General features: G+C 42.2%; 17 protein-coding genes. 8 read left to right on the top strand and 9 right to left on the bottom strand.

The features are described from left to right. Positions 1 to 75: 75 nt before the first annotated feature. The 6 genes from B0I21_RS05890 to B0I21_RS05865 all read left to right on the top strand — a co-directional run bounded on the left by B0I21_RS05890 (position 76) and on the right by B0I21_RS05865 (position 5,634). The gene (locus B0I21_RS05890; RefSeq protein ID WP_133639574.1) at positions 76 to 543 is read left to right on the top strand and encodes a type I restriction enzyme HsdR N-terminal domain-containing protein; all 468 of its coding nucleotides are present in this window, start codon (positions 76 to 78) and stop codon (positions 541 to 543) included. Between the two features lie 60 nt (positions 544 to 603). Then, positions 604 to 1,302: an ATP-dependent Clp endopeptidase proteolytic subunit ClpP gene (gene clpP / locus B0I21_RS05885; protein ID WP_133639525.1), complete on the top strand. Its 699-nt coding sequence runs from the start codon at positions 604 to 606 to the stop codon at positions 1,300 to 1,302. A 12-nt stretch (positions 1,303 to 1,314) separates the two neighbouring features. Beyond that, the gene (gene clpX, locus B0I21_RS05880; RefSeq protein WP_133639524.1) at positions 1,315 to 2,565 is read left to right on the top strand and encodes an ATP-dependent Clp protease ATP-binding subunit ClpX; all 1,251 of its coding nucleotides are present in this window, start codon (positions 1,315 to 1,317) and stop codon (positions 2,563 to 2,565) included. A 94-nt stretch (positions 2,566 to 2,659) separates the two neighbouring features. Further along, on the top strand, positions 2,660 to 3,475 hold the full coding sequence (locus tag B0I21_RS05875) for an AMP nucleosidase (protein WP_133639523.1): 816 nt from the start codon (positions 2,660 to 2,662) through the stop codon (positions 3,473 to 3,475). A gap of 39 nt (positions 3,476 to 3,514) precedes the next feature. Continuing rightward, a complete protein-coding gene (locus tag B0I21_RS05870; protein WP_133639522.1) occupies positions 3,515 to 4,879 on the top strand; it encodes a pyridoxal-phosphate dependent enzyme in 1,365 nt (454 codons plus the stop codon). 53 nt (positions 4,880 to 4,932) lie between these two features. Continuing rightward, positions 4,933 to 5,634, top strand: coding sequence for an FkbM family methyltransferase (locus B0I21_RS05865; protein WP_133639521.1), 702 nt, complete (start codon positions 4,933 to 4,935; stop codon positions 5,632 to 5,634). A 33-nt stretch (positions 5,635 to 5,667) separates the two neighbouring features. Here B0I21_RS05865 and B0I21_RS05860 read toward each other — a convergent pair whose 3' ends face one another. Next, positions 5,668 to 5,970, bottom strand: coding sequence for an FtsB family cell division protein (locus tag B0I21_RS05860; protein WP_133639520.1), 303 nt, complete (start codon positions 5,968 to 5,970; stop codon positions 5,668 to 5,670). A 264-nt stretch (positions 5,971 to 6,234) separates the two neighbouring features. Between B0I21_RS05860 and B0I21_RS05855 the strand changes: the two genes are divergently transcribed. Further along, positions 6,235 to 6,594, top strand: coding sequence for a hypothetical protein (locus B0I21_RS05855; protein ID WP_133639519.1), 360 nt, complete (start codon positions 6,235 to 6,237; stop codon positions 6,592 to 6,594). 99 nt (positions 6,595 to 6,693) lie between these two features. Here the strand turns inward: B0I21_RS05855 and eno are convergent, their stop codons facing one another. The 8 genes from eno to B0I21_RS05815 all read right to left on the bottom strand — a co-directional run bounded on the left by eno (position 6,694) and on the right by B0I21_RS05815 (position 15,994). Then, positions 6,694 to 7,992 (bottom strand): phosphopyruvate hydratase, encoded by a 1,299-nt coding sequence (gene eno / locus B0I21_RS05850; protein WP_133639518.1) that lies wholly within the window; start codon positions 7,990 to 7,992, stop codon positions 6,694 to 6,696. A gap of 224 nt (positions 7,993 to 8,216) precedes the next feature. Further along, on the bottom strand, positions 8,217 to 9,317 hold the full coding sequence (gene carA, locus B0I21_RS05845; protein WP_133639517.1) for a glutamine-hydrolyzing carbamoyl-phosphate synthase small subunit: 1,101 nt from the start codon (positions 9,315 to 9,317) through the stop codon (positions 8,217 to 8,219). Between the two features lie 322 nt (positions 9,318 to 9,639). Then, entirely contained in the window at positions 9,640 to 9,843 is a 204-nt protein-coding gene (locus B0I21_RS05840; protein ID WP_133639516.1) for a YwbE family protein, read from the bottom strand. A gap of 72 nt (positions 9,844 to 9,915) precedes the next feature. Further along, complete coding sequence (gene rseP, locus B0I21_RS05835) at positions 9,916 to 11,235, bottom strand: RIP metalloprotease RseP (protein WP_133639515.1); 1,320 nt, start codon at positions 11,233 to 11,235, stop codon at positions 9,916 to 9,918. 150 nt (positions 11,236 to 11,385) lie between these two features. Continuing rightward, a complete protein-coding gene (locus B0I21_RS05830) occupies positions 11,386 to 12,546 on the bottom strand; it encodes a 1-deoxy-D-xylulose-5-phosphate reductoisomerase (RefSeq protein WP_133639514.1) in 1,161 nt (386 codons plus the stop codon). Positions 12,547 to 12,559: 13 nt separating this feature from the next. Next, positions 12,560 to 13,351, bottom strand: a complete 792-nt coding sequence (locus B0I21_RS05825; RefSeq protein ID WP_133639513.1) for a hypothetical protein — start codon at positions 13,349 to 13,351, stop codon at positions 12,560 to 12,562. A gap of 64 nt (positions 13,352 to 13,415) precedes the next feature. Beyond that, positions 13,416 to 15,536 carry a S9 family peptidase gene (locus tag B0I21_RS05820; protein WP_133639512.1) on the bottom strand — a complete coding sequence of 707 codons (2,121 nt, stop codon included), beginning with the start codon at positions 15,534 to 15,536 and terminating at the stop codon, positions 13,416 to 13,418. A 122-nt stretch (positions 15,537 to 15,658) separates the two neighbouring features. Continuing rightward, positions 15,659 to 15,994, bottom strand: coding sequence for a DUF3276 family protein (locus B0I21_RS05815; protein ID WP_133639511.1), 336 nt, complete (start codon positions 15,992 to 15,994; stop codon positions 15,659 to 15,661). Between the two features lie 272 nt (positions 15,995 to 16,266). Here B0I21_RS05815 and B0I21_RS05810 point away from each other — a divergent pair, with 272 nt between their 5' ends. After that, positions 16,267 to 17,157, top strand: coding sequence for a LiaF transmembrane domain-containing protein (locus tag B0I21_RS05810; RefSeq protein ID WP_133639510.1), 891 nt, complete (start codon positions 16,267 to 16,269; stop codon positions 17,155 to 17,157). Positions 17,158 to 17,165 lie beyond the last annotated feature (8 nt).

Raw genomic sequence — 17,165 nt, 5'->3', positions numbered from 1 at the left:
GAAAATACGAATTTCCCACGTTTAATTGCGGATTTGAGAATTTTGTTCTCCGCTAAAATTATCTTATTTTTGAGTATGTCTGAGCTTATTCCGCTGAACTTACCGGCTTACTCATCCAAGATTACGCAAAAACTGGATAAGCTGTTTATTTTTGATGAGTTGCGCAAGAAAGATCTGGTACTAACTCCGGAGGAGTGGGTCAGGCAACACTGGATCCATTATCTCCATCGCTATAAACATTATCCAAAAGCACTTATGCAGATCGAAGGCGGGCTTCGCTTGAACACCCTGAGGAAAAGAAGCGACCTATTGATTTACAATAATAAAGGCGAGAAGATCCTTTTGGCAGAGTTTAAAGCGCCAACTGTCAAAATTACCGACAAGGTGTTTCATCAAATTGCAAACTACAACAGTATACATAGAATCCCGCTACTTCTGGTTAGTAATGGTATAGAGCACCATTATTGCAAGATAGATTTTGCCGAGGGCAAGTTTTATTTTTTATCAGAACTGCCAAATTATAATTCGGCGCTTTATTTGTAGTTAAGATTTAAATCTTATTTTTATATTGGTCTTTATTATAACACAGAAAACACAACAGCAATGAACATAGATAAAAACGAATTCAGAAAATATGCCATCCAACATCATCGTATAGGTAGTCAGCATGTAGACGGTTATATCTCCCGTGTACAACAAACTATGCCGACAAACCTTACGCCTTACATTATCGAGGAGCGTCAAATGAATGTAGCGCAGATGGACGTTTTCTCTCGGCTGATGATGGATCGCATCATCTTTCTTGGTGATGGTATTAACGATCAAGTTGCTAATATTGTGCAGGCTCAACTTCTGTTTTTGCAGTCTACCGACGCGCAACGTGATATTCAAATTTACATTAACTCACCAGGAGGTAGCGTCTATGCGGGCTTAGGTATCTACGATACGATGCAATACATTTCTCCTGATGTAGCAACGATCTGTACAGGGATGGCAGCCTCCATGGGTGCTGTGTTATTGGTTGCAGGTGCAAAAGGAAAGCGTGCAGCATTAAAACACGCTCGTGTCATGATCCACCAACCATCCGGCGGTGCGCAAGGTGTGGCGTCTGATATGGAGATCAACCTTCGCGAAATGTTGAAGCTGAAGGAAGAATTGTATACCATCATTTCTGAGCACTCTGGTCAGCCATACGAATGGGTCGAAAAGTCATCCGATCGCGATTATTGGATGAAGGCGGCAGAAGCAAAAGAATTTGGTATGATTGATGAGGTACTATTGCCGAAAAAAGAAGTTAAATAACAAAATCAACCGATGAGTAAGATTAATAATAGAGATATCCGTTGCTCATTCTGCGGCATCAGCAAAAACGATGCACAGATGCTTATTGCTGGTGATGGTGCTCATATATGCGATCGTTGCGTGACCCAGGCAGGCGAGATTTTAGCGGAGGAATTGAAGCAGCGTAAAAGCAAGTCTTTACAAACCACGCTTAAACTGGTCCGTCCTATCGAGATCAAGCAACATTTGGACGAATATGTTATCGGACAGGATGATGCGAAGAAAGTGATTTCGGTCTCTGTTTATAATCACTATAAACGCCTGAACCAAAAAGTAGATAAGGACGAGATAGAGATTGAAAAGTCGAACTTGATTATTGTCGGCGAAACGGGAACAGGAAAGACCTTGCTTGCTAAAACTGTTGCAAAGATCTTGAATGTTCCTTTCTGCATCGTAGATGCAACCGTGCTGACGGAAGCTGGCTATGTGGGGGAAGATGTGGAAAGCATCCTGACGAGATTACTCCAAGCTGCGGATTACGATGTGGCTGCGGCAGAACGCGGTATCATATACATTGATGAAATCGATAAAATTGCACGCAAAAGCGATAACCCTTCCATCACAAGAGATGTTTCTGGAGAGGGTGTACAGCAGGCTTTACTGAAAATATTAGAGGGGACCAATGTAAACGTACCACCGCAGGGTGGGCGTAAGCATCCGGACCAAAAGATGATTTCCGTAAACACGAGCAACATTTTGTTTATCTGTGGTGGTGCATTTGATGGCATCCAAAAGAAAATTGCAAACAGATTACGGACGCAGACGGTCGGCTACAAGATGAAAGACGATGAGGAAGAAGTAGACTTAACGAACCTCTACAAATATATCACGCCACAAGATCTCAAAAACTTCGGACTTATTCCAGAGCTGATCGGCCGTTTGCCGGTGTTGACGTATTTGAATCCGTTGGACAAAGAGACCTTGCTCAATATCTTAACGGAACCAAAAAATGCACTGATTAAGCAGTACATGAAATTGTTCCATTATGAGGGGGTAGAGCTTACGTTTGATGAGGACGTTTATGATTTCATCGTTGAAAAAGCATGGGAGTTCAAGTTGGGCGCCCGCGGTTTGCGCAGCATCTGCGAAGCGATCATGCTCGACGCGATGTTTGAAATACCAACCTCCAAAGAAGAAACAGGCGACAAAATATTCCATATCAATTTGGAATACGCCAAGAAGAAGTTTGCTAAATCAGATATTAAGAAGCTTCAGGTAGCTTAAAAAAATCCCTCAGCGAGCTGAGGGATTTTTTGTATAAAATAAAAATGGATGTGTGCGCTACACAGTTCCGAAGGTTTAACGTAATAGAATGCATATGACAAAAAAGAAAACAGTAGAAACGCCAATTACGCCGGGTTTAAAATCGAAGAAAGATATCGTGAACAATTGGTTGCCGCGCTATACCGGGTGTCCGCTTGAAGAATTTGAACCATATGTGCTGCTAACCAATTTTTCAAAGTACGTGAAAATGTTTTCCGAGATGAACGACAATGCAGCAATCTATGGAGAAGACAAAGCCATGCAGGCCTGTACAGCGGGCGGCATCACCATTATTAATTTCGGCATGGGTAGTCCTATGGCCGCCACTGTGATGGATCTACTTTCTGCCATCAGTCCGAAGGCTGTGTTGTTTTTAGGTAAGACGGGGGGGCTGAAGAAAAAAATACCGGTAGGCGAACTTATCCTGCCCATTGCGGCCATCCGCGGCGAAGGGACATCTAATGATTACTTCCCACAGGAAGTGCCGTCACTCCCCTCTTTCGCGCTTCAAAAAGCGATATCGACTACCATTCGTGATTATTCGCGCGACTATTGGACGGGAACAGTTTACACCACAAACCGCCGCGTTTGGGAGCATGATAAGGCATTTAAAAAGTACTTAAAGACCATTCGCGCTATGGCGGTTGATATGGAAACTGCAACGATTTTCAGCGTCGGCTTTTCAAACAAAATACCCACGGGTGCGTTATTATTAGTATCAGATCAACCCATGGTTCCAGAGGGTGTAAAAACTTCTGAAAGCGATTTGGCGGTAACGGCAAAGTATGTAGAGACACATCTTAATATCGGCATCGATGCTTTGAAACAACTAAAGAACAACGGGTTGACTGTTAAACACCTTAAATTTTAAACGGATCGTGTGTCCTGATTTTGCGCTATAAAATAGACTATGTGGTATAACAATATTTTGGAAACCATCGGCAACACGCCCTTAGTAAAGCTAAACAAAGTAACCAAACACCTGAAAGGGACTGTGTTGGCAAAGATCGAGACCACGAATCCCGGGAACTCTATCAAGGACCGTATGGCCATCAAAATGATCGAAGACGCGGAGAAAGAAGGCTTACTCAAGCCTGGTGGAACAATCATTGAAGGCACATCGGGGAATACCGGTATGGGACTTGCTATGGCAGCTGTCGTGAAAGGCTACCGATGTATTTTTACGACAACCGACAAGCAATCGAAGGAGAAAATCGACGCCCTACGCGCCTTTGGCGCTGAGGTGATCGTTTGCCCCACAAATGTCGACCCTGAAGATCCACGCTCCTACTATTCAGTATCAAGCCGCCTGGTAAAAGAGGTGCCCAATGCTTGGAAAGCCAATCAGTATGATAACCTATCCAACGCCCAAGCACATTATGAACAAACGGGCCCCGAAATATGGGCGCAAACCGAAGGCAAGATCACACACCTCGTAGTTGGTGTGGGCACCGGCGGCACCATATCTGGCGCGGGTCGATACCTTCGCGAACAAAACCCGAACATCAAGATCTGGGGAATTGACACCTACGGATCAGTCTTTAAAAAATACAAAGAAACAGGCGTGCTGGATAAAGCTGAAATTTATCCCTATATCACCGAAGGCATTGGCGAAGATTTTATTCCCGCGAACGTTGATTTTGATGTTATCGATTTATTTGAAAAGGTATCTGATAAAGATGCCGCGTTAATGACCCGTGAACTAGCACGTCAAGAGGGTATCTTCGCAGGAAATTCAGCAGGTTCTGCCATTGCCGGATTGCTGCAATTAGGAAGATCTTTGCAAGAGGATGATGTGGTAGTCGTTATCTTTCATGACCATGGATCCCGATACATGGGAAAAATGTATAATGAAGATTGGCTTCGGGAACGGGGCTTTTTGCAAGATAAAAAATTAACGGCGCAAAGCATTTTGCAGAAGCGCGGCGATCAAGATACCGTTATGGCCGATGTAGGGCAATCCATACTCGAAACCTTTAACTTGATGAAGGCATTAAATATCTCGCAAATACCGGTAACCCAGCAGGGCATGGTCGTAAGTAAGGTCACAGAGTCCGACATCCTGAATGCCCTCTTAGATAATCCCTCCTTAAAATCGGCACCAGTAGAAACAATTGCGAGTAAGGTGTTTCCTTTCGTGGATCTTAATACCTCGATCGATAAAATTTCCACATTGATTGATAAAGAAAATCAAGCTGTACTGGTGGAAGATGCGCAAGGTAAAATAAACATCATTACCCAGTACGATATAATTAACGCTATTTCTGAGATCTAAAACCGAAATGCCTATTGCTCATCTATACGCTATATTAATTAATAAGGTTCTTTATGGAAAGAAACAGTAAACTGAAGCGATTCGAGTATTGGCTAAAAGCCAGGTTAGGAAAAATAGCGTTTATTGATATTGAAAAGCATACGAAAAAACGTTGGTATGGCAGCGATTATGGCGGCTTTTACGTTAATCCAGACCTTCTCCACGCACATTCTGTGGTCTATTCATTTGGCATCGGGCAAGACATTTCCTTTGATAAAGAGCTGATTGAGCAACACCAGTGTTCGGTATTTGGATTTGATCCCACGCCGAAATCAATAGATTGGGTTCGCGAACAACATCTTCCCCCTCAATTTCATTTTTACCCTTATGGGCTGGGGGTCCATACGGAGGAAGTCAAATTCCATCTGCCACGCAATAAGGACCACGTTTCCGGTAGCATATTTGATCATGGCCTTGTTAGTGAAGAAGATTATGTATCAGTTCCGCTAAAGAGCTTCTCCGATATTTTGATGGACACGGGACACACCAAGATCGACGTGTTGAAGATGGATATCGAAGGCTCGGAATATGTGGTCATTGATAGCATTTTGGAATCGGGGATTGAGGTTAGCCAACTCTTGCTTGAAACGCATGAACGCTTTTTTACCGATGGTAAAGCGAAGGGAACAAAGTTTTTCAACACCTTGCATCAGCATGGCTATCGGATATTTGCTATTTCTGACACGTATCAGGAAATTTCGCTTATCAAGGTTTAATGCTCGAGCGATAAGGGAAAGATTGCCTGCCGGCTATTCTTCTTTTGGCTCCACCTCTTGGATAACGTAAACGTCTTCGTTATCCTTTTTCATTTTGTAACGTTCTCGCGCGATACGTTGGATTTCTGTAGGACTAAACTGTGCATCTTTTATGGACTTCTCCATACGCTCGATCTCCGTTTCATAAAACTCCTTTTCGTTTTCCAGCTTACTTTTTTCTTGCTGATAAGCAAATTGCGTGCTTAAATCATAGCGATCGAAGAAACATATCCAAACGACAAATGCCATTCCGGCAATCAGATACTTATTCCGTATAAGACTCAGAAATCTATCCATACAACAAAGGTAAATATATCTGTCTAAACTTACGCAGAATTTTGCAGAGTTTCATCTTTGCATAACATACTTATAGCGGATAATGTTGCATTATCGACAAACAACTAATTATTACATGAAGAAATAAATTTGTAAAAATAAAAGATAATTGTAAATTAGATTACTATACGACGCAGCCAACATAAGTTGGCAGTAACCACAATTCTGGTCCAATGCCAGATACTGTCTGCCAATCCTATTAATGGACGAGTCATATCTAAATTGATGATGAAAAAAACAATAAAACGCGCCTTGCCAGCCCTGCTTCTTGGCATGAGCATGACACTTGCTCTCTGCGGTTATGCTAAACATCAGATCCGGCCTTTTAATGCACTGCATTCAACGATTGATGGAATGATAATGCTATCAGACACCACTCAAGCCATTACAATACCTAAAGGGAATGAATTCACTGGCGTTCTTGTTATCGACGACAAAGTTGAATCCAATCATAGCAAGATAAAGGATAAAGAATTTACAAAAAAAGTCAAGAAAATGGTGCTTAGAGAGAAAGCGACGCCCGAGGATGTGAAGAAATATGGAACAAATGCGTTGAATGGCATTATGTTTATTACGACAAAATAGATCTTCTGATCTGGTAGTATGACTCCTACAGTAAAAAATAATGTCCTTAGCAAGCCATAGCTACTAAGGACATTTAAAATATCACGAGATTGTGATTACTTATTTTTTGATTGCGTACTTAAAGTTTTTACCGATGAAACGCGCGTTTTCACCTAGCTCCTCTTCAATACGCAGCAATTGATTGTATTTTGCCATACGGTCTGAGCGTGATGCCGATCCTGTCTTGATCTGGCCACAGTTTAATGCTACAGCTAGGTCAGCGATCGTCGCATCTTCCGTTTCACCAGAGCGGTGAGACATTACAGAAGTATAACCAGAGTTTTGTGCAAGCGTTACCGCATTGATAGTTTCTGTCAACGAACCAATTTGATTTACTTTTACCAAGATCGAGTTTGCTGTAGCGTCATCGATACCTTGCTGTAAACGTTTTGTATTCGTTACAAACAAATCATCGCCTACAAGCTGAACGCGTGCACCGATTTTGTCCGTTAACGTTTTCCATCCTGCCCAGTCGTCTTCAGCCATACCATCTTCGATAGAGATGATAGGGTATTTTTCTGTCAATTCAGCAAGGTAAGAAGCTTGCTCTTCGCTAGAACGGATAGCGCCTTTATCACCTTCGAACTTCGCATAGTTGTAGCTTCCATCTTTGTAGAACTCTGAAGAAGCACAGTCAAGCGCTAAACAAATATCTGACCCTGGTTTGTAACCTGCAGTTTCAATCGCTTTCAATACCGTATCCAACGCATCCTCTGTACCGTCGAACGTTGGGGCAAACCCACCTTCGTCGCCTACTGCAGTAGATAAGTTTCTATCGTGTAAGATTTTTTTCAAGGTATGGAATACTTCTGTACCCCAACGCAATGCTTCAGAGAATGATGGTGCGCCAACGGGCATAATCATAAACTCTTGGAATGCGATAGGTGCATCCGAGTGCGAACCGCCATTGATAATATTCATCATTGGGATGGGTAACGTATTGGCGTTAACACCACCGATATAACGGTACAAAGGTTGATGAGACTCTTGTGCTGCAGCTTTAGCAACGGCTAAAGACACGCCAAGGATAGCGTTAGCACCCAAAACGCCTTTGTTCTCCGAACCGTCTAGATCAATCATGATCTTGTCTATCGTGTTTTGTTCGAAGACGTCTACACCTTTTAATGCCTCCGCAATTTTTGTATTTACGTTTTCAACAGCTTTTAAAACACCTTTACCTAGGTATTTTGACTTATCACCGTCGCGAAGCTCTACCGCTTCGTGAATTCCTGTTGAAGCACCTGAAGGAACAGCTGCACGTCCGACAAATCCGTTTTGTGTGGTTACATCTACTTCGATTGTAGGATTACCGCGCGAATCAAGAATCTGACGCGCATGAACATCAATAATTAAACTCATTTTTTTATATTGTCTTTTTCAATTTCCCAACTTAGTGTATAATCAACACTAAGATAACATTTATACTTAGTATATTCAAACTTAGATAAAATTTACCTACTAATCCACATTCTATTTAAAAAACAAATGCAGATTCAAAAGCCTTGGATTAGGAGGTTGTAAGCCGTGCCAAACCGCTGAAATAAAAGAGGCCAAACCAACGGTTTAGCCTCTTTTATGGGTGGCTATGCTTTAATCATAGCAATGAAGTCGTCGAATAGGTACCGCGAATCGTGCGGACCTGGTGAAGATTCCGGGTGATATTGTACCGAGAATGCTTTCTTGCCTTTCACGCGAATGCCCTCAACGGAGTTATCATTCAGGTTCACGTGCGTCACCTCTATTTTATCGGATTTTTCGATATCTTCCGCAACCACACTAAATCCGTGATTTTGTGATGTTATTTCGCAGCGATTAGAGATGATGTTTTTTACAGGGTGATTGATACCACGATGTCCATTGTGCATCTTTTGCGTGCGGATACCGTTCGCTAGGGCCAACATTTGGTGTCCTAGACAAATACCGAACATCGGTTTTTCGGCATCCACAATTTCCTTTATCGTCTCGATAGCATAGTCAATCGCCGCTGGATCACCAGGACCATTTGAAATGAAATAACCATCTGGATTCCACGCTTCCATTTCTGCAAAAGTAGTTTTAGCCGGAAATACTTTTGCATATACTTGACGCGAGTCGAAGTTGCGAAGGATATTCTTTTTGATACCTAAGTCTAATACGGCGACACGGGTTGGCGCACTCTCCTCGCCATAGAAATAAGGCGCTTTGGTGGAAACCACAGATGATAACTCTAGACCTTCCATAGAGGGCACACTAGCCAAACGTGCTTTAAGCTCTTCCACATCTAAATTTTCGGAAGAGATAATGGCATTCATAGCCCCCTTATCACGGATATGGCGCACCAATGAACGGGTGTCAATATCTGATATACCAACTAGGTTTTGTTCCTCAAAGTAGGTTTGTATCGAAGAATCTGCCATTTGACGACTGTAATTGATATTGTAGTTTTTACATACCAAGCCCGCAATCTGAATTTTTTCAGATTCGGTGTCGTCCTCGTCAATACCATAATTACCAATATGTGCATTCGTGGTTACCATGATTTGTCCGTAATAGGAAGGATCCGTAAAAATCTCCTGATAACCGGTTGTCCCTGTATTGTAACAGATTTCGCCCGTTGTCGTTCCAATTTTTCCGGCAGCCTTGCCATGATAAACCGTTCCGTCTTCGAGCACCAAAATTGCTGGTAATTTACTGTAGTTGGTCATTCTTGTATATTAATGTATAAGGTTCCTAATGTAAACGTTGGATACAAAAAAAGCCCAAACGGGCTAAAATCAAATCAAATATCCTATGCGATTCAATGTAAACACTGAATTCTTGCCACGCTGCAACGAGATATGTTACCCCATTTTTCACGAGAGACAAAGGTAGGTATATAAATTAAAAAGTCAAAATTAAAAAGTCAAAATTCAATGGAGAAGTCAGAGGCAAGAAGTGAAAAGTTAAAATTCTAAATTTAGAATTATCTTCGATGAGCTCGCTCCGCTCGGTTCAAAAGTGAAAATTTAACATTCAACAGTAGCAAAATTAAAAATCATCCTCTATAACTTCCTGCACCCTTCCAATCTGCCCATCTTGTAGGCGCACCTTGATACCGCGGTGGTGAAATGCTGCTGAGGTTAGCAGGTCCTTGACAATGCCTTCTGTCAGTGCTCCACTGCGTTGATCTTTTTTTAACACAATATTCACCAACATCCCGGGCTTAATATTCGCTCTTGTTTTTCCGTCCATTTCGTGTGCAAACTAGCGGCTACTTCCGACCTGGAATGACCAATATCAGGAGTAGCCGTTCTATAAACTAAATTACCATTTTATAATATCGTTGCCTAGGGTAAATATCATCAAGGCAATCAAGATAAAGAAGCCTACCATTTGGGCTTTCTCCAAAAAATTATCGCTGAGAGGCTTTCCTTGTATCATTTCTACAATGAGAAATATCACATGTCCGCCGTCCAATGCCGGGATGGGCAACAAATTCATAAATGCCAATGCCATAGAAAGCATACCCACCAAGCTCCAAAATTTGATCCAGTTGACCTCTGTACCAAACATTTTGGCTATCCCAACCGGGCCTGAGAGCGCTTTATCCGCGCGCACATCACCCTTAAATATCTTTCCGAAGCCTTTTATATTGTCGGTTACCACAGACAACGCCTTGTTCGCGCCTATCGGAAGCGACTCTATAAATCCGTATTTTTGCACGATGACAGGAAAATCAACTTCCCCTAGATTCAACCCAAGTGCCGCTGTAGAATCGACGTTTCCATTCACGACAACCTGTTCATCACCTCGCATCAACGTCACCTGTATGGCTTTCCCTACGTTATTTTTTAGCGCTGCAGTAAACTCATCGTAAAAAGGTGTTGCTTGACCATTCACAGCGATAATACTATCACCTTTCAGGATGCGCATCCGCTCTGCTTCAGAACCTTTACTCACCTCATAAACGCTATTCAAGAGATGCCGTGGGCTAACAAACTCATTTTTTTTATGCTCGGCCACCGCATTGAGTATATCGGCAGGAACCTTCAAATTCTGCTGTTTACCGCTGCGCTCAATGGATAATACCGCGTCGCCCATAAGCACTTCCGAGCTCATTACGTCACCAAAAAACTTCACGGCAGGCTTACCATTCACCGCAAGAATCTTGTCTCCCGCCTGAATACCAATTTCTTTTCCGATGATACCAGGCACCACACCGTACTGTAATTTTGAGTTGTCGATGTCATTTTCGCCGTAGCTAAAGGTCATCATCCAAAACACCACGATACCGACAATAACATTGACTATTATGCCACCAAGCATAACAATAAGCCTTTGCCAAGCGGGTTTTGAACGAAATTCCCAAGGTTGTGGCTCTTGCTTGAGTTGCTCGGTATCCATCGACTCATCAATCATTCCGGCAATCTTTACATACCCGCCTAAGGGTAACCAGCCAATCCCATACTCGCAGTCTTTATAGGTAAACTTAAATAGTTTTACACCCCAAGCATCGAAAAAAAGATAAAACTTTTCGACCTTTATGCCAAATGCCCGCGCAGCCAAAAAGTGCCCTAATTCATGTAATATAATCAAGATTGACAAGCCTAAGATAACTTGCCCGATCATTATCAATGTTCCCATTAAAAAGTAAAAATTAAAAAGTCAAAACTAAAAAGTGAAAAGTCAAAAGTAGTAAGTTAAAAATTAAAAAGTCAAATTGAAAATTTAGCCATTCAACTTATCCTTGCTTATCCAATTTCAACAGCTACATGTAAGACTTACGTTATGTATTTACACCTTATCTATTAAATCCCGTGCCACGATCCGCGCTTGCTGATCAACAGCCAGCAAATCGTTTAAAGACGGTTCCTCTATTTTATTTAGCTGACATAATGTCGCTTCGAGAAGATCACTCATGCCAAGAAAAGCGATCTTATCTTCCAAGAAAGCAGCTACTGCTACTTCATTAGCTGCGTTAAGTACACAAGCCCGATCTCCCCCATCCCGCAGGGCATCGTAAGCCAGCTGCAGATTGCGGAAGGTATGCAAATCAGGCTGTTCAAACGAGAACGTTGGATAATTTAAAAAATTAAACCGCTCGAAATCGTTTGCTTGTCTTTGCGGATATGTTAACGCATTTTGAATAGGCAGTTTCATATCGGGGAGTCCCATCTGTGCTTTCATTGATCCATCTCTAAATTGAACGATAGAATGGATAATAGATTGTGGATGCACGATGACATCGATTTGCTCAACGGAAAGATTAAAAAGCCATTTTGCTTCAATAACTTCCAAACCTTTATTCATTAGCGATGCAGAATCAATGGTGATCTTCGCGCCCATTACCCAGTTTGGATGTTTTAACGCCTGATGTTTGGTCACCTCTGCTAAAAAAGCACGGTCTCTTCCCCGAAACGGCCCGCCAGAAGCAGTCAAATAAATCTTTTCGATTGCTTCTTCCTCTTCGCCAAGTAAACATTGAAAAATTGCGGAATGCTCGGAGTCTACTGGTAACATGGCAACGCCGTGCTGTTTCACGAGGTTCATGATCAGTTGCCCGGCCACCACCAACGTCTCTTTGTTCGCTAGCGCAATGTCCTTGCCTTGTTTTATAGCGGCCACTGTGGGTCGCAAACCAGCAGATCCTACTATCGCGTTGAGAACAACATCAACCTCCGGACGTTGCACCACCTCTTCCAAGGCATTCTCGCCACAATACACGGCGATACCGGTATGCGCTAAGGCGCTCTTGACTTTAATATATCCTTCAGCTTGTAAGATAACGACTGCAGAAGGCAGAAATTCCAATGCTTGGGTGATCAATAGATCTGCGTTATGGCTAGCAGTCAAGACCGAAACTTGCAGGAGGTCCGGAAATGCACGCACCACATCCAAGGCTTGCGTGCCTATACTACCCGTGGCACCTAGTATGGCGATTATTCTTTTTTTCAACGTTTTACTAGAATTAAATAATGTTCTTTAGCAGCTCGGGATCATCACCGCCCTGATAATCCTTCATCATATCATGGTAGGCAACCGCCATCACCAAACTAACGGAAGGAATGATCACAAACGTATTGATAAAGCTAAAAGCCTTCGCCATAATGAAATAGCCTAAGTATTCGCAAGAGGCTTGCAACATATACGCCATTCCGATGACCATGAATAAGAGCAGTAAGCTTATCGTATTTCCCTTCGTTAGCGCCACACTAAGTTTACAGGAGCGAAATACATGAAAGTTTTTATCGACCATGAAGTAAGGAAAAAATGTAATTCGAATCAGTACAAACAACATGATAATCCCCGTTATAAAAGGATTTACTTCCATACTGAGGGTTTCCATATCTACATCTAGGTACAACAACGGAAAACTGATGATAGAGGACAGCAGATAAACCAAACCAACCAGAAACGAATAAAGAATAAATCCGAACAGAAAATTAAAGAACTGCTTAGTAGAGGGAATATAATCCTTGAAATCAGCATGTTCGATACCTCGAGCAAGTAGAAGTGATCGCTTAATTAATACCAGCTGTGTCCCGAAGAATAAGGTCAGAAAGATAAAGCACAGCAAAGCCTTAATGGCATAAGCACCCGTATCAGACAATGTCATAGCCAAGTATGAAGAAAGGTTTGAAGTCACGAACAACAAAAAGCATAATCCCGCTATTGAAAAGTAATGATTTTTCAATAGGGCAAGCGCTCTCAATACGACATCGTTGGCTTTAAATGTACTCTCCTTTAAATACTGTAGCATGCTAAAAAATGATTATGCAAATATGAGATTATTTTTGGTAGCGACACAACTATTGTATTCGACACTAATTAAAATCTGCCGGCACCGGTTTTTCCAAAAGATACTGATAATAAAAACGGACACGTTCTTTAAAATCGTACGCAGACTTAGATCGTGCAAATCCATGCCGGCTACCCGGGTAGATCATCAATTCAAAAGGAACGTTTCTATCCGTCAATGCATCAACCAACTGCGTTGTGTTTTGTAAATGCACATTGTCATCGATATCGCCGTGCATAATGCGCAGTCTTCCTTTGTATTGATCGACATAGCTTAACACCGATCCATTTTTATAACCGTCGGGATTGTCCTGAGGCGTATCCATCCATCGTTCGGTATAGTGGCTATCATAAAGTTCCCAGCTCGTTACCGGCGCTCCGGCTACACCAAAATCAAAGTAATCGGCGCCTTTTGTTAGTGCTAGGCAAGTCATATATCCTCCGTAGCTATGCCCGGTAATCAACAATTTGTTTTTGGCCACCCAAGGCTTCGCTTTTAACCATTTGGCGATACTGATGTAATCAATCATCTCCCACTTACCCAAATTTCGATGCATTAATGCAACGCCTTTCTTCCCGAAATGACCGGAAGCGCGGTGATCGCAAGCAATTTGGATAATACCTTCCTGAGCCCAATATTGATTAGACGTTCCTTTCCAGGTATTGCGCACGCTGCCCGCATCTGGACCACCGTAAATACTCATGACCACTGGATAGGCTTTACGCTCGTCAAAATTTACGGGGTAGGTTATAATGACCGGCAGTTGAAACTGGCCGTCTTCTGAAGGGATGGTAAAATATTCTGTCTTCCCAACATGGTAACGACCGAAATCCGCCGAGCGGCTATCCGCCAGTTCTTTTATCTGTTTCCCTTTATTGTCCAGCAATGCGACTTTTGTCGGCGTACTGACATTGGAATACGTGGTTATAAAGTACTTCCCATCGGGCGAGACCGATACGTTGTGGGAAAAGTCACCAAACGTTAGTCTCTTCATATTTTTGCCATTGTAGTCAACACGATAGAGATCTACTGTTGCCGAATTTTCTTTCCGTGCAGTAAAATAAACAACCTTGCTTTTTTCGTCTATGAACGCTAAGGAACTTACCTGCCAATCGCCCTGCGTAATGGCGTTCAACATCTTACCATCTAAGCTATAAAGATAGTAATGCGCCCATCCGGTACGATCGGACTTCAAGATGTAGTGCTTTTTGTCTGCCAAGTAGGTGATACGTTCATCGTGATCCAAATTGATCCAGCTCGGTTGCTTTTCGTCGTAGGTTTCCTTCTTCGTTCCGTCATTAGGGTTCACGGCGTAGAACTTCAGGTTATTTTGCTCCCGGTTCATCCATTGCACCATGATCGACTGGCTATCGAAGCTCCAATAGGGTTGACCAAAGTATTGATCAGTCTTGGGGTCGAAATCTGCCCACACAATAGCGGATCCTGATACCTCAACAATGCCAATTTTAACCGCTGGGTTTGGATCTCCGGCTTTCGGGTATCGGGTTTCTTCTAAATATCCATGCTGCCCTTTAGAGACGTAAATAGGAAACATCGGAACCTGACTGTCGTCGAAGCGCATGAAAGCAATCTTTTTACTATCAGGCGACCACCAAAAAGCTTTATAATTGGTCGAACGCCCTAAGATCTCCTCATAATATACCCAAGATGACCAACCGTTATAGATGACATCGGTGCCGTCATGGGTGTAGCGTGCCTCCTTACCTGAGGCCAGCTCCAAACTATACAAGTCATTTTTTCTGGTAAACGCTACATACTTTCCATCCGGCGATAGCGTCGGGTTCTTCTCCTCTACATCCGGCGATTGTGTAAGCTGCTTGGCAGGCTGTTCACCATAGCGAATAAACACATCGTTATCTTTTACGAAAACGGTAACGTCTGCCTTGGCCGGCGGCGTGTAGGCTGTACGGTTTCCACTTACAACGTCTACGCGGTAAAGTTTCCCGTCCTGCACGTCCCGTTCAATATAGTGCTGATTATCGGCCCAACCCGTATATTGATTTATTGGCTTGGTGATCGATGCCTCCTGCCCCCAAGACTGTTTAAACGACAAGTCTTTTTGTTGAGCGGATAGTTGCGAAATAAATAGTGTACTCAGGAATGCCCCTGCTATAATTTTATTCATCTTAGATTATTGATAAAGCTACGAAATTAACAATAATAAAAATTCCGGACGGGGATGCCGTGTAACATATTTAAAAAAAAAGCCACTTTAAAGTGGCTATGCTATCGTCATGTACAGAATACCTAAAAAGTAAAGTCGTCTTTTCTAGCGTATTCGTTGCTTTCATATGCTGAATCTTCTGGATTGGCTTCGTATCGCTTTTCCACGACATCTTGATTGGCTTTGATGTAATCAACAACCTCTGACAAACCTTCAGCAAATTTCTCAAAATCTTCTTTGTACAAGAAAATTTTATGCTTGATAAACTGACCGTCTTCAAAACGTTTTTTGCTTTCTGTGATGGTCACGTAATAGTCGTTCGAACGAGTTGCTTTAACATCAAAAAAATAAGTTCGTTTTCCAGCTCTCACCTTTTTTGAAAATACTTCTTCGCGCTCTTTGTTTTCAAAATCTCCCATTAGTATTGTAAGTATTTAAGTTTTAATCCTTTTTCAGCATAAATATATAATAATTTAATTCAATGCTCCAACTTTTTAGAAAAAAAAATTAGATTTCGCTATTTTTTTTGTAAACAGCATGGTTGAGGTGTTTTAGCCGCTAAACCGTATCGGGGAATTTTCACCGAAAAAATGCCGGCCTTTACCGAAAAAGTGTAATGTATTACCTATTTTGGCTTACTGATTCTCCTGTATTGCGGTACTTTTGAATCAAACAAATAACACACATAGTAATGGAAAGAGAAAGAGATTATAAAATAACAACGCCCCCACCGATACCGCCAAGAAACAACAAAAGCGCGAACATAGTCGGAGCGGTCATCGTTTTCTTAGGATTGGCCCTGTTGTTAAAAAACCTAAGTTTGGGCATTTGGTTTCCTCGCTGGATATTTGGATGGGAGATGATCTTAATCATCATTGGACTGGTGATCGGGGTCAACTCACAATTCAAGAAAAAATCATCGATTATCTTAATCTCCATCGGTAGTCTGTTTCTATTAAAGGATTTAATGGATCTATCTTTCGGACGTGTGATTGTCCCTTTAGGAGCAATTATCTTAGGTATTTATTTGATCATGCGTAACCGCAGCCACACGCCGCCACCGATTCCACCAATGCCGACGCCTACGCCAGAGAAAGATGAATTTGACTGGGATAAGCGTGTTACGGAAACCGATCGTGAGATAGACGGCAACTTTCAATCTCCTTTTGATCGTACAGAGACGTCTGCTGCACCAAAGCAGGCGTATGACCAAAAACAAGGTCAGGGCTATACGTATGAAGGAGAAAACTACATCAAGGTAGATTCTGTCTTCGGAAACGCGACAAAGATCATCTTCTCCAAAAACTTTTTAGGCGGCACCATGACCAATGTATTTGGGAGTACAAAAATCAACCTCTTGCAATCCGACATACAGCAGCCTGTAGCTTTGGATATATTTCAACTTTTTGGAAGCACGAAGATCATTGTGCCACCGCACTGGATCATCGCAACTACGGTGTCATCTATTTTAAGTGAGAACGATGATCGCCGGGTAATTTTAACCAACATTTCCGACCAAAACAAGTACCTGTATATTACAGGTACTTCGATCTTCGGAAACATCACCATAAAAAACAGTTAAAAAGGCGG

The sequence above is a fragment of the Sphingobacterium paludis genome (assembly GCF_004364125.1).
GTDB lineage: Bacteria > Bacteroidota > Bacteroidia > Sphingobacteriales > Sphingobacteriaceae > Sphingobacterium > Sphingobacterium paludis.
This window is presented reverse-complemented; position numbering and strand designations above follow the sequence as displayed.